The 14,819-nt window shown below is 66.2% G+C and carries 14 protein-coding genes; 13 read left to right on the top strand and 1 reads right to left on the bottom strand.

Translation table 11 applies throughout. The features are described from left to right. Positions 1-24 precede the first annotated feature (24 nt). The 8 genes from ACZ46K_RS21595 (at position 25) to trmD (ending at position 8,223) form a co-directional block, all read left to right on the top strand. Positions 25-1,332: an ammonium transporter gene (locus ACZ46K_RS21595; protein ID WP_464744702.1), complete on the top strand. Its 1,308-nt coding sequence runs from the start codon at positions 25-27 to the stop codon at positions 1,330-1,332. Between the two features lie 102 nt (positions 1,333-1,434). Beyond that, positions 1,435-1,773: a P-II family nitrogen regulator gene (locus ACZ46K_RS21590; RefSeq protein WP_054717737.1), complete on the top strand. Its 339-nt coding sequence runs from the start codon at positions 1,435-1,437 to the stop codon at positions 1,771-1,773. Continuing rightward, positions 1,763-4,264 carry a [protein-PII] uridylyltransferase gene (locus ACZ46K_RS21585; RefSeq protein WP_464744700.1) on the top strand — a complete coding sequence of 834 codons (2,502 nt, stop codon included), beginning with the start codon at positions 1,763-1,765 and terminating at the stop codon, positions 4,262-4,264. The genes ACZ46K_RS21590 and ACZ46K_RS21585 overlap by 11 nt, the downstream gene beginning before the upstream one ends. Positions 4,265-4,402: 138 nt before the next feature. Next, positions 4,403-5,974: a signal recognition particle protein gene (gene ffh / locus ACZ46K_RS21580; RefSeq protein WP_054810392.1), complete on the top strand. Its 1,572-nt coding sequence runs from the start codon at positions 4,403-4,405 to the stop codon at positions 5,972-5,974. A gap of 227 nt (positions 5,975-6,201) precedes the next feature. Continuing rightward, the gene (gene rpsP, locus ACZ46K_RS21575) at positions 6,202-6,633 is read left to right on the top strand and encodes a 30S ribosomal protein S16 (protein ID WP_054806564.1); all 432 of its coding nucleotides are present in this window, start codon (positions 6,202-6,204) and stop codon (positions 6,631-6,633) included. Then, positions 6,633-6,875 carry an RNA-binding protein gene (locus tag ACZ46K_RS21570; protein WP_054718064.1) on the top strand — a complete coding sequence of 81 codons (243 nt, stop codon included), beginning with the start codon at positions 6,633-6,635 and terminating at the stop codon, positions 6,873-6,875. Before rpsP ends, ACZ46K_RS21570 begins: the two co-directional genes overlap by 1 nt. 10 nt (positions 6,876-6,885) lie before the next feature. Beyond that, positions 6,886-7,500, top strand: a complete 615-nt coding sequence (gene rimM / locus ACZ46K_RS21565) for a ribosome maturation factor RimM (protein ID WP_054806562.1) — start codon at positions 6,886-6,888, stop codon at positions 7,498-7,500. Between the two features lie 3 nt (positions 7,501-7,503). Next, a complete protein-coding gene (gene trmD, locus ACZ46K_RS21560) occupies positions 7,504-8,223 on the top strand; it encodes a tRNA (guanosine(37)-N1)-methyltransferase TrmD (RefSeq protein ID WP_054810391.1) in 720 nt (239 codons plus the stop codon). A 35-nt stretch (positions 8,224-8,258) separates the two neighbouring features. Here the strand turns inward: trmD and ACZ46K_RS21555 are convergent, their stop codons facing one another. Then, on the bottom strand, positions 8,259-9,221 hold the full coding sequence (locus tag ACZ46K_RS21555; protein ID WP_054806561.1) for a serine hydrolase: 963 nt from the start codon (positions 9,219-9,221) through the stop codon (positions 8,259-8,261). 124 nt (positions 9,222-9,345) lie between these two features. Here ACZ46K_RS21555 and ACZ46K_RS21550 point away from each other — a divergent pair, with 124 nt between their 5' ends. The 5 genes from ACZ46K_RS21550 to ACZ46K_RS21530 all read left to right on the top strand — a co-directional run bounded on the left by ACZ46K_RS21550 (position 9,346) and on the right by ACZ46K_RS21530 (position 14,792). Continuing rightward, positions 9,346-11,718, top strand: coding sequence for a Tex family protein (locus ACZ46K_RS21550; protein ID WP_464744698.1), 2,373 nt, complete (start codon positions 9,346-9,348; stop codon positions 11,716-11,718). 117 nt (positions 11,719-11,835) lie between these two features. Next, entirely contained in the window at positions 11,836-12,744 is a 909-nt protein-coding gene (locus tag ACZ46K_RS21545; protein ID WP_054810658.1) for a hypothetical protein, read from the top strand. Between the two features lie 83 nt (positions 12,745-12,827). Then, complete coding sequence (gene rplS / locus ACZ46K_RS21540; RefSeq protein WP_054807264.1) at positions 12,828-13,169, top strand: 50S ribosomal protein L19; 342 nt, start codon at positions 12,828-12,830, stop codon at positions 13,167-13,169. 187 nt (positions 13,170-13,356) lie between these two features. Continuing rightward, entirely contained in the window at positions 13,357-14,097 is a 741-nt protein-coding gene (gene lepB / locus ACZ46K_RS21535; RefSeq protein WP_054807266.1) for a signal peptidase I, read from the top strand. Beyond that, positions 14,094-14,792, top strand: a complete 699-nt coding sequence (locus ACZ46K_RS21530; RefSeq protein ID WP_464744696.1) for a ribonuclease HII — start codon at positions 14,094-14,096, stop codon at positions 14,790-14,792. Before lepB ends, ACZ46K_RS21530 begins: the two co-directional genes overlap by 4 nt. The last annotated feature ends 27 nt before the right edge of the window (positions 14,793-14,819 follow it).

Here is a 14,819-nt window from a genome sequence, read left to right as displayed (position 1 = left end):
CGCGAACAACTGGGAGGTGTGCAAGTGGAGGAAGTGGTGAACACCGGCGACGCAGCATGGATGCTCATGGCGGCATCGCTCGTGCTGCTGATGACACCGGGTCTGGCGTTCTTCTACGGCGGCATGTCGCGCGCCAAGTCGGTCCTGAACATGATGATGATGTCGTTCGGCGCAATGGCACTGATCGGCGTGATCTATGTGCTGTGGGGCTGGTCGATGTCGTACGGCTCCGAGAGCATCGGTGGGATCTTCGCGAATCCGTTCGAGCTGTTCGGTCTACAGGGCGCCATCTATGACGCAGAGGGTGGATTCCTGCCGGGGGCCGGCAACTACCCGCAGATCATCGACATCGGGTTCCAGGTCACCTTTGCGATCATCACCACCGCGCTCATCAGCGGTGCGCTCGCCGAGCGCGTGAAATTCGGCACGTGGATGGTGTTCGTCGGGGTCTGGGTGACCCTCGCGTACTTCCCGCTCGCTCACATGGTGTGGGGTGGCGGCCTGCTCTCCGGCTCCGAGGACAGCATTGCGGCGAAGCTGTTCGGCACCGTCGACGACGGTGAAGGGGGGCTGGTCGCGGCTGTCGCACCCATCGACTTCGCCGGTGGCACGGTGGTCCACATCAACGCCGGTATCGCCGCGCTAGTTCTGGTGCTCGTCATCGGCAAGCGCTCCGGTTTCGGCAAGACCGCGTTCCGTCCGCACAATCTTCCGTTCGTGATGCTCGGCGCCGCGCTGCTGTGGTTCGGCTGGTTCGGATTCAACGCTGGATCCGCGTTCGCCGCCGACGGCGTCGCAGGTCTCGCCTGGCTCAACACCACGGTGGCTGCCGCCGCTGCGATTCTGGGCTGGCTGGCCACCGAACGCCTCCGGGACGGCAAGGGCACCAGCCTCGGTGCCGCATCGGGCGCCGTTGCCGGCCTGGTCGCGATCACTCCCGCCGCCGGTTCGCTCAGCCCGGTCGGGTCCATCGTGCTCGGTGCCGTTGCGGGTGTCCTCTCGGCCCTCGCGGTCGGTCTGAAGTACAAGTTCGGCTATGACGACTCGCTCGACGTCGTGGGCGTGCACCTCGTGTCCGGTCTGTGGGGCACGGTCGCCATCGGCCTTCTCGGAACCGAGACCGGACTGTTCTATGGAGGCGACTACAAGCAGCTCGTCATCCAGATCGTGATCGCCCTGGTCGCCCTGGTGTTCACCGCCATCGTCACCGCCGTGATCGCATTGGCTCTGAAGCCGCTGGGCTGGAGGATCAGCGCGGAGGAAGAAGCCCGCGGGATCGACGAGGCCGAGCACGCGGAAACCGCATACGACTTCGCCACAGCACTGAAGTGACAGTTCACCTCGTCTTCGAGGTGGAAAGTGGACGAAGATAACGGGCAAGGGTTACGCGGACAGCAATGACAACGTCCGGTGGGCACCGGGAAGGGATGAGAAATGAAGCTGATCACGGCAATCGTGAAGCCATTCACGCTCGAGGACGTCAAGGCAGGGCTCGAACAGGCCGGGGTGCTCGGAATGACCGTGAGCGAGGTGCAGGGCTACGGGCGCCAGAAGGGTCACACCGAGGTGTACCGAGGCGCCGAGTACTCGGTCGACTTCGTGCCGAAGGTCCGAGTCGAGGTCGTCGTCGACGACTCTGTGGTGGACAAGGTGGTCGACACGATCGTCGAGGCCTCACGCACCGGAAAGATCGGTGACGGCAAGGTGTGGGTCACCCCGGTGGAATCGGTGATTCGAGTCCGCACCGGAGAACGAGGTACGGATGCACTCTGACCCCCATGGGGCAGAGACCCGAGGCCCAGGACACGCTGCGCACGCAGCGGGTCGTGGGCCTTCGGCGTCTTCGAGCCCGAACTCGGCGACGGACCTCTCCGCGGCCAGGGACGCACTCGTCTCCGGCTCCGGCCGCACTCGTCGCCTCGACACCCGAGCGCTGCGCGACGCGCTCGTCGACCTGTTCGACTTCTGGTTGACGACGGAGGGTTCCGAACTCGGAATCAGACCCGACAGCGGCTTCGCGCTCGTCGCGGTCGGGGGACTCGGCCGTCGCGAGATGCTTCCGCACTCCGACGTCGACCTCATCCTGCTCCACGACAACATCGATCCCGAGACGGTGTCATCGGTGGCGGACCGGCTGTGGTATCCGCTGTGGGACGCACACATCCGGCTCGACCACAGTGTCCGGACCGTCCCGCAGGCCTTGCAGGTGGCTTCCAGTGATCTTCCCGCCGCGCTCGGGATGCTCGAGGCCAGGCACATCGCCGGCGACCAGGAACTGAGCAACCTGCTCATCGGTGGCGTGCGTAGGCAGTGGCGTACCGGGATACGAAACCGTTTCGACGAGCTCATCGAGATGACAGAAGCGCGTTGGGAGCGTTCCGGCCAGATCGCACACCGCGCCGAGCCCGATCTCAAGAGCGGTCGCGGAGGGTTGCGGGACGTACAACTGCTCAATGCGTTGTCCGTCGCGCAACTCACCGACGGCATGCCCGGCCTCGGACCGGATGTGCCCGGGGGCGGCCTCGCGGCTGCCCACCGTCACCTGCTCGATGTACGGACGGAACTGCACCGTGTCGCGGGTCGGGGCCGCGATCAACTGCAGGCTCAGGACGCCGACGAGATCGGCGCCGCACTACGCATCGGAGATCGTTTCGACCTTGCGCGTCTACTCACGGAGGCGGCGCGAACGGTCAGCTACTCCGTCGAGGTCGGTATCCGCACCGCGGGCAATTCCCTGCCGCGCAAAGGCCTGTCACGTCTGCGACGTGGACCGGTTCGTCGCCCGCTCGACGAAGGCGTCGTCGAGCATGGCGGAGAGGTTGCTCTGGCCCGCGATGCTCAGCCGAGCAAGGACCCAGGCCTGATCAACCGGGTGGCCGCCGCAGCCGCACGATCGGGTCTGCCCATCTCGGCGGCGACGTTGACCCGGCTGTCGGACCACGCGCCGGAGCTGCGGGAGCCCTGGCCACGGCAGGCGCTCGACGACCTGATCGTGCTGCTCGCGTCGGGGCCTTCTGCCGTCGAAGTCGTGGAGGCGCTCGATCGAACGGGACTGTGGGGACGTCTGTTGCCCGAGTGGGGTGCAGTACGCGACCTCCCACCGCGCGACGCGGTCCACACCTGGACCGTCGATCGCCATCTGGTGGAGACCGCAGTTCACGCGAGTGCACTCACGACGCGGGTGTCCCGCCCTGATCTACTCCTCGTCGGGGCGCTCCTGCACGACATCGGCAAGGGGCGGGGCGGCGATCACAGTGTGGTCGGCGCCGAGGTCGCCCATCAGATCGGGACACGCATGGGGTTGTGGCCGTCGGATCTGTCGGTGCTCACGGCGATGGTCCGACACCACCTGCTACTTCCGCACACTGCGACCCGGCGCGACTTGGACGACCCGGCGACCGTCGAGTCGGTGATGGACGCACTGGGCGGCGACCCGCTGCTCCTCGAACTGCTGCACGCGCTGGCAGAAGCGGATTCGCAGGCCACCGGACCTGGTGTCTGGGGTGACTGGAAAGCCTCGCTCATTCGGGAACTGGTGCGACGTTGCCGATTGGTGATGGCGGGGGAGGACCTTCCGGCTCCGGCCCCGATCGACCCCGAACTCGCGCAGCTCGCCGAGGACGGAGCCATGCATGTCTCGCTCGACCCGCTGCCCGACGGCCGCGGCTACACCGTGACGGTGGTGGCACCGGACGAGCCCGGCGTGTTGTCCGACACCGCGGGAGTGCTGGCCCTCCACGGACTACGAGTGCAGTCGGCTTCCATCGGAAGCCACGCGGGAAGCACCGTCAACAGGTTCATCGTGATGCCGCGATTCGGTGCGCCGCCCGCGGCGGGACTACTGCGGCAGGAGTTCGTGCGGGCCCGGTCCGGCGACCTCGATCTGCTCGCGGAGCTCGAGGCGAAGGATCGTGCGGCGCGCGAGTCCGCACCGTCTGTTGGCCCCGAGCACGCGGTGCCCGGAATGTACTCGCAGGCCCCACCGCGCCTGATCTGGCTCGACACGACGGATCCGGGTCAGATTGTGCTGGAAGTCAGGGCGGAGGACCGGATCGGGATGCTCTGCCGGCTCGCCGGCGTCTTCGAGGATCTCGGAGCGGACGTGCGGTGGGCGACGGTCACGACGATCGGATCGACCGTGGTCGACTCGTTCTGCGTCGATGTGTCGACCGCGGGAACGAGGGCGTCCCGGGAACGGCTCGAGCAGGCCCTGCTGGCGGTCCTTCCCACCCCTGAACCGAAGAAGCCTCCTGCCGTGTCGTGAGGTGACGTCGCGATTCGGGCCGTCCGTCCGGTCTTTCGGTCGGCCGGACGGCCCCACCCTCGGCTGCGGGTGGATGGGAGCGGCTACCCTGGAGCGCAGTATTGTCCGTATTCTCGTCAGACCGCAGGAGCGCATTCGGTGTTCGAATCCCTTTCCGACAGGTTGACAGGGGTCCTCAAGGACCTGCGCGGCAAGGGGCGTCTGTCCGACGCGGACATCGACGCGACGTGCCGCGAGATCCGCCTCGCCCTTCTCGACGCCGACGTGGCGCTGCCCGTCGTGCGCTCGTTCATCAATAAGATCAAGGAACGCGCCAAGGGCGCCGAGGTACACGGCGCGCTGAACCCGGCGCAGCAGGTCGTCAAGATCGTCAATGACGAACTCGTCGGGATCCTCGGCGGCGAGACCCGTCGCCTGCAATTCGCCAAGACCCCTCCGACCGTCATCATGCTGGCCGGTCTGCAGGGCGCGGGTAAGACCACGCTCGCAGGCAAGCTCGCCAAGTGGCTCAAGGACCAGGGGCACACCCCGATGCTGGTGGCGTGCGACCTCCAGCGTCCCGGCGCCGTGACGCAGCTGCAGGTCGTCGGTGAACGTGCTGGTGTCTCGGTGTTCGCGCCGCATCCGGGAACATCGATCGGCGGGGGCGAGAACGCTCTCGGTGTCACGGCCGCCGACCCGGTCGCGGTCGCGCAGCAGGGCATCGCGGAGGCCCGGAACAAGCAGTACGACGTGGTCATCGTCGACACCGCCGGTCGGCTCGGTATCGACGAGGAGCTGATGGCCCAGGCCGCAGGCATCCGAGACGCCGTCCAGCCCGACGAGACCCTGTTCGTCCTCGACGCGATGATCGGTCAGGACGCCGTGAGCACCGCCGAGGCATTCCGTGAGGGTGTCGGCTTCACCGGCGTCGTGCTCACCAAGCTCGACGGCGATGCACGCGGCGGTGCCGCGCTGAGCGTCCGCGAACTGACCGGTCAGCCGATCCTGTTCGCGTCAACGGGCGAGAAGCTCGAAGACTTCGACGTCTTCCACCCCGAGCGCATGGCCAGCCGCATCCTCGGCATGGGTGACGTGCTCACCCTCATCGAGCAGGCCGAGCAACACTTCGACGCCACGCAGGCCGAAGCGACTGCCGCCAAGATCGGCAGTGGCGAACTCACCCTCGAGGACTTCCTCGAGCAGATGATGGCAGTGCGCAAGATGGGTCCGATCGCGAACCTGCTCGGTATGCTGCCCGGCGCGGGTCAGATGAAGGACGCGCTCGCGGGAGTCGACGAGAAACAACTCGACCGGATCCAGGCGATCATCCGCGGCATGACCCCGGCGGAGCGCGCCAACCCGAAGATCATCAACGGCTCGCGTCGACTGCGTATCGCGAACGGTTCCGGCGTGAAGGTCTCCGATGTCAACCAGCTCGTCGACCGCTTCTTCGAAGCGCGGAAGATGATGTCCGCGATGGCGGGTCAGATGGGCATGCCGGGCGCCCGCCGCAACCAGCGTTCGAAGAAGGGCAAGAAGGGGAAGAAGGGTGGCCGCGGGCCGACTCCGCCGAAGGTGCGGGGTGGTCTTCCCGGCGGCATGCCCGCCGGGTTCCCCGGGCTCGGTGGAGGGATGCCCGATCTGTCGAACATGCCGAAGGGCCTCGACGAACTGCCTCCGGGTCTCGACGGGTTCGATCTGTCGAAGTTGAAGTTCCCCAAGAACTAGGACGCATTCGCAATAAGCATGAGGTGTGGTCGGCACCCCCGCGGGCTCCGCCCGACCGCTGATTTCCGGTCCGGATACCACGTCTGGCAGAATGGACCGCTGTCGTCGCATCCGGTTCCGTACCGCGCGGCGGTCACAGGTTGGAGGCAAAACCGGGCGCGCCACACGGGCGCGTCGTCCGAATTGCACGTGACATGCGCGCTCTGCGCGCGAAGGAGAACACAGCAGTGTCTGTCAAGATCAAGCTCACCCGTCTCGGTAAGATCCGCAACCCGCAGTACCGCGTCGTCGTTGCAGACTCGCGCACCCGCCGCAACGGCCGTGCGATCGAGTCCATCGGCCGGTACCAGCCGAAGGAAGATCCGTCGATCATCGAGATCGATTCGGAGCGCGCGCAGTACTGGCTGAGTGTCGGTGCGCAGCCCACCGAGCCGGTTCTCAACCTCCTCAAGATCACCGGCGACTGGCAGAAGTTCAAGGGGCTGCCGGGCACCGAGGGCACCCTGAAGAAGGCAGAGCCCAAGCCGACCAAGCTCGAGCTGTTCCAGGCCGCACTCGCGCAGGCCGAGAACGAGCCGGCCGCAGAAGCGGTCACCCCCAAGAAGAAGAAGGCTGCCAAGGAAGAGGCTGCCGCTGAGTCCACCGAGGCCGCCGAGTAATGAGCGCCGTGGTGGCCGATGCGGTCGAGCATCTCGTCCGTGGCATCGTCGCGCACCCCGATGATGTGCGCGTCGACCTCATCACGGGTCGCCGTGGCCGCACCGTCGAGGTTCATGTCAATCCTGACGACCTCGGCAAGGTGATCGGTCGCGGTGGCCGCACTGCGACGGCACTGCGGACCCTCGTCACCGGAATCGGTGGCCGGGGAATCCGCGTCGACGTCGTCGACACCGACCGCTAGGCGCGCGGCGGTGGAGCTCGTAGTGGGCCGTGTGGTGAAGTCGCACGGCATCAAAGGTGAGGTCGTCGTCGAGGTTCGCACCGACGAACCGGACGAGCGCTTCGCTGTGGGCGCGGTCCTGCGTGGCCGTAAGCCCCGCGAGCAGAAGCTGCACAACTACACGGTGGAAGCCGCCCGGGAGCACTCCGGGCGGCTTCTGCTGCGTTTGCACGGTGTGGCCGACCGCACCGGATCCGACGCGATACGCGGTGTCTTGTTCGTTGTCGACAGTGAGGACCTGTCTCCGTCCGATGATCCCGACGAGTTCTACGATCACGAACTCGAAGGATTGCCGGTCCGGATCGTGGCGGGCCGCCCCGACGGCGGTGCCGAGATCGGCACCGTGCGTGAGGTCCTGCACACCGCCGCGGGCGAACTTCTGTCGATCCGCCCTGCCGACGATGCGAGCCGGGAAATCCTCATCCCGTTCGTCACCGAGATCGTTCCGACGGTGTCGATCGCAGACGGCGTGATCGAGATCGATCCACCCGACGGTCTGCTCGATCCCGATTTCGGGGAGCCGCCCACCAAAGCGAAGAAGCAGCAGGCAAGGACGCTGCGCCGGGCAACCGAGGAGAGCGAGTAGTCGGTGCGGCTCGACGTGGTCACCATCTTTCCCGAGTATCTCGAACCACTGCGTGCCGCCCTGCTCGGCAAGGCGATCGACAAGGGCCTGATCTCGGTCGGAGTACACAACCTGCGCGAGTGGACACACGATGTCCACAAGGCGGTCGACGATTCGCCCTACGGCGGCGGACCCGGCATGGTCATGAAACCCACGGTCTGGGGACCTGCTCTCGACGACGTCCTCGGCGTCGACGAGGGCACGACCGACCCGGATGTGCTGCTCGTCGTTCCCACCCCCGCGGGCAGGCCGTTCGATCAGGCCACCGCGCAACGGTGGTCGACCGAGAAGCGCATCGTCTTCGCGTGCGGTCGATACGAGGGAATCGACCAACGAGTCTTCGATGACGCCGCCACACGCGTCCGCGTCGAGGAAGTCAGCATCGGCGATTACGTGCTGATCGGCGGCGAGGTCGCGGTGCTGGTGATGGTCGAGGCCGTCGTACGCCTGATGCCCGGCGTACTCGGCAATCAGCAGTCACACCAAGAGGATTCGTTCTCCGACGGACTCCTCGAAGGCCCCAGCTACACGCGGCCCGCGAGTTGGCGTGGGCTCGACGTTCCTCCGGTGCTGCTCTCCGGCGACCACGGCAAGGTCGCACAGTGGCGTCATGAACAGTCTCTGATCCGGACCCGCGAGCGACGTCCGGATCTGCTCACAGACGGACAGCGCGCCCGCGACTAGAGGCACCCGTTCGTCCCGTCGCCACTGCATTGTGCTCAGCCGAGTACTTCCTCGACAACCATGGTCACCGTGTCGCGTGCGTGCTGAGCACTCTCGTCCTCCGTCGCGTCGTAGATCGAGGTGTCCGGGAGCGACCAGCCATCGTATTCGGGATCTTCGTAGGTCACCGTCTCCCGCGACAACACGGCGACAACGTACCGGTGGTAGTTGCCGAAGAACCCGGTGGACAGATGAACCCAATGCGCGTCGAGGCAGCACATCCACCCTGCTTTCGACCCGAGGTCCACCGCGTACGAGAGACCGTCGGGCAGGCCGAATTCCTGGTCGTAGCCGTCGGCTCCGGTGGACTCGAAATCGAGTAGATACCCGACGATCCGGGCGGTGGCGGGTTCGTCGAGTCCGGCCCTGCTGCTGAGCAGGTCGTCGTACCAGGTGAGGATGTCCGATGCGGTCGTGACGGTGTTCCACCAGAAATCGACCGGTGCCACCGTTCCCTCGAGCCCGTGGCGACGGGCGACGCGTTCGACGATGTCGGGGCCGTCGAAAACGTCCCACAGCAGGCTCGCGGCGGAATCATCCGACTCCGTGAGCATGGCCCGGATCAGATCGTAGTCGTCGTCTGTCAACGCGATCTCACCGATCCCTTCCCGGAACAGAAGGTCGTCGGCGATGAACAGTTTGACCACCGATGCTGTTTCGAGAGGCTCGTTCACGCCCCCGACCGTTCGCGCACCCGTTGCACGGTCGAGGACCGCCACCGTGATCTCCGCACCGCGCTGTGCGGCAAGCTCCGACGCGGCGTCGATCCGTTCCGCGAGCGTGTCCATCCTGATGGGCACACCGGTGTCGGTGTCGTCGGTGCTCATCTCGACGTGCAGGCCGGCAGCGGACACATCCGACGCGAAGTCGGAGGTCTCGCCGAGGGGTGTTCCGCACGCCGATAACGTTGCTGTCACCACCAGCAACGACAGGCACGACCGGAACAGATCCCAGGTCATCCAACAACTCCTGTGTTCTATTGTGCGGCGCGCACGCGCCGCCGGTCGAAGTTCGGGCTCCACCGGGTAGATGCTCGAGGCGCCCCGGGGAACACCCGAAAGGATAGAGGTAGGGTCGATCGTCGTGACGACCCAACTCGACACCGTGAACCGACGTATCGCCGACGAGCTCGACGTCCGCGAGAACCAGGTGGCTGCGGCGGTGGAACTGCTCGACGGCGGCTCGACCGTGCCGTTCATCGCGCGCTACCGCAAGGAGGTCACCGGCGGGCTCGACGACGCCCAGCTCCGCACCCTCGAAGAGCGCTTGAGGTATCTGCGCGAGCTCGACGAACGCCGCACTGCGATCCTCGAGTCGATCGATGAGCAGGGCAAGCTCGACGACGAGCTTCGCGGACAGATCATGCTTGCCGAGACGAAGGCCCGGCTCGAAGACATCTATCTGCCGTACAAGCCCAAACGCCGCACGAAGGCCCAGATCGCCCGTGAGGCCGGGCACGAGCCCGTCGCCGACGCACTCATCGGCGACCCGACCACCGATCCCGGGCAGTACAGCGCCGAACAGCTCGACGGTGCCCGCGCGATCCTCGTCGAACGTTTCGCCGAGGACGCCGACCTCGTCGGTGAGCTGCGTGAGGCCATGTGGAGCCGCGGGGGCCTGAAGTCCTCGGTTCGGCCCGGGAAGGAAACCGACGGCGCGAAGTTCGCCGACTACTTCGAGTTCTCCGAGCCGTTCGCCGCCCTGCCGTCGCACCGTATCCTCGCCGTTCTGCGCGGCGAGAAGGAAGAGGTCCTCAGCCTGTCGCTGGAACCGGAACTCGAAGAGCAGGAACCCGGAGCACCGTCCTACTACGAAGGCCGGATCGCCGGCCGTTTCGGGATCACCGACCAGGGGCGGCCCGCCGACCGCTGGCTACTCGACACCGTCCGTTGGGCATGGCGAACCAGGCTGCAGGTCTCGATGGGGGTCGACGTGCGGATGCGACTCAAGCAGTCCGCCGAGAGCGACGCCGTCGACGTGTTCGCTGCGAATCTGCGCGACCTCTTGCTGGCAGCGCCGGCCGGAACCCGCCCCACGATGGGCCTCGACCCTGGCTTCCGCACCGGCACCAAGGTGGCCGTCGTCGATGCGACGGGCAAGGTCGTCGACCACACGACGATCTATCCGCACCAGCCGCACAACAAGCACGACCAGTCGCTCGCGACCCTCGCAGCTCTGGTGGTCAAGCACGGTGTCGAGCTCATCGCCATCGGCAACGGCACGGCCTCCCGAGAGACCGACGCGCTCGCCGCCGAGCTGATCGCCAAGTCCGGTGTCACCAACGTGACGAAGATCGTGGTATCGGAGGCCGGCGCCTCGGTGTACTCGGCGTCCGCCTATGCATCCCAGGAACTTCCCGACCTCGACGTGTCGATCCGCGGTGCGGTCTCGATCGCGCGGCGCCTGCAGGATCCGCTCGCCGAGCTGGTCAAGATCGACCCCAAGTCGATCGGTGTCGGCCAGTACCAGCACGACGTGTCCGAGACGATGCTGGCGCGGTCGCTCGGTGCGGTCGTCGAAGATGCGGTGAATGCCGTCGGTGTCGACGTCAACACGGCGTCGGTGCCCCTGCTGTCCCGCGTATCGGGCATCACCGGGTCGCTCGCGGAGAGCATCGTCACCCACCGCGACCAGAACGGCCCGTTCCGCACCCGCAAGGCACTCAAGGATGTCGCCCGGCTCGGTCCGAAGGCCTTCGAACAGTGCGCGGGCTTCCTCCGCATCCCGGGCGGCGACGACCCGCTCGACGAGTCCGCGGTGCACCCCGAGGCCTACCCGGTGGTCCGTCGCATCGTCGACCGCAGTGGTACGGGGGTGCTCGAACTCATCGGAAGCTCTGCCGTGCTCGGAAAGCTGCGGCCGGAGGAGTTCGTCGACGACAAGTTCGGTCTTCCGACCGTCACGGACATCATCAGCGAACTCGAGAAGCCGGGGCGTGATCCGCGCCCCGAGTTCAAGACCGCGACGTTCGCCGCAGGAATCGAGAAGGTGGCCCACCTGGAGCCCGGCATGGTGCTCGAGGGCGTCGTCACCAACGTCGCTGCTTTCGGAGCGTTCGTCGATGTCGGAGTCCACCAGGACGGACTCGTGCACGTCTCGGCGATGTCGCGCAGCTTCGTCCAGGATCCTCATGATGTCGTGAAGTCGGGTGAAGTCGTCAAGGTCAAGGTCCTCGAGGTCGATGTTCCGCGCCAGCGCATCAGCCTCACCTTGCGCCTCGACGACGAGATTCCGTCCGCATCGGACAGTGAAGGCGGCGCCGCGCGCGGAGGACGCCAGGGCGGATCCAGGCCCGCACCGCGCAGTCAGCAGGGCGGCGGCCGCGGACAAGGCGGCCGTGGCCGCGGGCAGAGCGGCAACAAGCAAGGTGGCGGCAAGCAGGACCGGCGCAGCGACGCCGCACCCGCCAACGGATCGATGGCCGACGCTCTGCGCCGAGCCGGTTTCGGCAAGTAACCCGTCTTCGGGTGCCGGTCGTATCGCACCGCGAGCGGCCGGCGCCTGGGATGCTGAAGCACGTGGGGGCAATACGGTCGAGAGCATGGGCAGCGCCCCGATGAGAACGATGCCGCGATGATGAACTGGGTTCGAACCGAGATCAGCGACCAGGGGCGACTACCGCTGCTGTGCTTCCTCCTCGGCTTCGTGGTGGCTTTCGTGTTCATCCGTATCAGCGTCCGGTTGATCCGGGCGAAGGTGCGGTGGTGGCCCGGCAACATCACACCCGGTGGGCTGCACGTACATCACATGGTGTTCGGGGTGGTCACGATGGTCATCGCCGGTGGTGGGCTCATCTCGGTGTACGAGGTGGGCTCCAGGTCCGTCGTTGCCGTCTTCGCTACGTTGTTCGGGGTGGGAGCTGCCCTCACGCTCGACGAGTTCGCGCTGATCTTCTATCTCCACGATGTGTATTGGGAGGAAGAAGGACGGGTATCCGTCGACGCGGTGTTCGTGGCCATTGCCGTAACAGGGATGCTCATGCTCGGTCTTCAACCCCTCGATCTCGTCGACCTCACCAACTTCGACGATGGTGGAGATTGGGTGAACCGATTCGTTCTGGTGGTGTCGGTGCTGGTGAATCTGCTGGTGGCAGGGGTGGTCCTCGCCAAGGGCAAGATCTGGACCGGTCTGGTCGGGCTGTTCGTCGTCCCATTGCTGTGGGTCGGCGCACTCCGCCTGTCGCGGCCGGGAGCGCCGTGGGCCCGCTGGCGCTACCAGGGAAAGACACGGAAGATGACCCGTGCGATCGCGCGTGAACGGCGGTTCCGCAGACCGGTGATCCGAGCGAAGATCTTCGTGCAGGACCTCGTCGCGGGTGCCCCGACCCTCGAAGCGGTGCTCGGCAGCGTCGAACACTCGCGAATAGCTGCGGAAGCGGTCCTCGACAGGACGGTGCACGCGGCTCCGGCACCCGTGATTTCACCCAGCCCGGTGGAGTCTGGCACTATAGACGGGTTGCCCCGTTCGGGCACGCCTACCTGACCTGGGCACGAACCGGTCGAGCCCGCCTCACAGCGGTCGCCGCCAGGTTCCTCTGCTCGAGCGAACAAGAGGATAGAACACCGATGAACACCCTGGACTTTTTGGACGCAAAGTCGCTGCGCGACGACATTCCGAACTTCCGCGCCGGCGACACGCTCGACGTGCACGTCAAGGTTATCGAGGGCTCGAAGGAGCGTGTGCAGGTCTTCAAGGGCGTCGTGATTCGTCGCCAGGGCGGCGGCATCCGCGAGACCTTCACCGTCCGCAAGATCTCGTTCGGCGTCGGCGTCGAGCGCACCTTCCCGGTGCACAGCCCGAACCTCGCGAAGATCGACGTCCTCACCCGCGGTGACGTCCGTCGCGCGAAGCTGTACTACCTGCGCGAGCTGCGCGGCAAGGCTGCGAAGATCAAGGAAAAGCGCTGATCGTCGAATCATGACGACATACTCACTGGCCCGGCCCGGATTCGCATCCGGGCCGGGCTAGTCTGTTCGAGTGGCAGATTCACCGCACGAACCGGCCGGGCCGGACGCGAACCGATACGGCGACGACCGACTCCCGGCACACGACCGGACGCACGGTGCTCACCACAGGAGAGAGGAACCGGACAACCTGAACGACGACAGCGGCACCACGAAGAAGACGAAGAAGCAGAAGTCGTTCTGGCGTGAACTCCCGATCCTCATCGTCGTCGCGCTCGCGCTGAGTTTCCTTCTCCAGACCTTCATCGCCCGCGTGTACCTGATCCCGTCGGAATCGATGGAACCGACACTGCACGGGTGCCCGGGCTGCACCGGCGACCGCATCGTCGTCGAGAAGATCGGTTACCGATTCGGCGATCCGCGGCCCGGAGACGTGATCGTGTTCAAGGGGCCCGATTCGTGGTCCGAGGGGTATTCCTCGACGCGCTCCGAGAACCCCGTCCTCCGCGGGATCCAGGAAGTCGGCTCGCTCGTAGGGTTGGTCCCACCGGACGAGAACGACCTCGTCAAGCGCGTCATCGCGGTGGGCGGCCAGACGGTCGAATGCTGCGACGATCAGGGCCGCATTCTCGTCGACGGACAACCGATCGACGAGCCGTACGTGAAGATGGACTACCCCTTCACTCCCGGCGTCGTCACCTGCGAGACCGAAGTGCCATCCGGACGCTGCTTCGGTCCCGTCACGGTGCCCGAGGGGCATGTGTGGGTGATGGGCGACAACCGCAGCAACTCCGCGGATTCGCGCTATCACGTCGGCGACGAGCACCAAGGCGCCATTCCGTTGGAGAATGTGATCGGAAAGGCGCGCTTCATCGTGCTGCCCCCCGGCCGATGGGGCCTCATCGATTCCCCGGAGATCATGCCTTCGTGAGTACTTGGCCACCGCGACCGGTGATCCGCCGATCATCGGGTCTACGGACGATGGAATCGACACTGCTGCGATGCGGGCTGGGCCCGGTCGCCGGTGTCGACGAGGCCGGTCGCGGGCCGTGTGCCGGTCCGCTGGTCATCGCCGCATGCATCCTCGAGCCCAAGCCGCACCCGTCGTTGGATCGCCTGGACGACTCGAAGAAGTTGACCGAGAGGACCCGCGAAGAGCTCTACGACGCCATCGTGCGACGCGCACCGGCGTGGAGCGTGGTCGAGGTACCGGCCGCCGAAGTCGACGCCATCGGCATTCACGTGGCCAACATCGAGGGGATGAGGCGTGCGATCGCGGGTTTGTCGCTCGCTCCCGGATACGTCCTCACCGACGGATTCCGGGTTCCGGGTCTGCCGGCGCCGTCGCTACCGGTGATCGGAGGGGACGGCGCCGCATCGTGCATCGCCGCGGCGAGTGTGCTCGCAAAGGTGACCCGCGACCGGATCATGGTCGGCCTCGATCGAAAGCATCCGGGGTACGGTTTCGCGATACACAAGGGCTACAGCACGGCGATTCACATGGCGGCACTACGCGAGCTCGGTCCGTCACCCGAACATCGGAGATCATGGGCGAACGTTGCCGCAGTGTGCGGCGACGCACCGTTCCGACGCCGACTCGTCGGTGCCGGAGCGTATGCGGGATGATGACAGAACACACCAGAGTGGGAGGAC

This window comes from Rhodococcus sp. JCM 9793 (genome assembly GCF_055380405.1).
Note: the sequence above shows the minus strand (reverse complement) of the source record. Positions and strands in the feature narration are given on the sequence as shown.

Excerpts from the sequence above, each read along its gene's own strand:
- ACZ46K_RS21590 (WP_054717737.1), top strand. The coding sequence starts at position 1,435 with ATGAAGCTGATCACGGCAATCGTGAAGCCATTCACGCTCGAGGACGTC.
- ACZ46K_RS21585 (WP_464744700.1), top strand. The coding sequence starts at position 1,763 with ATGCACTCTGACCCCCATGGGGCAGAGACCCGAGGCCCAGGACACGCT.
- ACZ46K_RS21570 (WP_054718064.1), top strand. The coding sequence starts at position 6,633 with ATGAGCGCCGTGGTGGCCGATGCGGTCGAGCATCTCGTCCGTGGCATC.
- ACZ46K_RS21555 (WP_054806561.1), bottom strand. The coding sequence starts at position 9,221 with ATGACCTGGGATCTGTTCCGGTCGTGCCTGTCGTTGCTGGTGGTGACA.
- ACZ46K_RS21545 (WP_054810658.1), top strand. The coding sequence starts at position 11,836 with ATGATGAACTGGGTTCGAACCGAGATCAGCGACCAGGGGCGACTACCG.
- rplS (WP_054807264.1), top strand. The coding sequence starts at position 12,828 with ATGAACACCCTGGACTTTTTGGACGCAAAGTCGCTGCGCGACGACATT.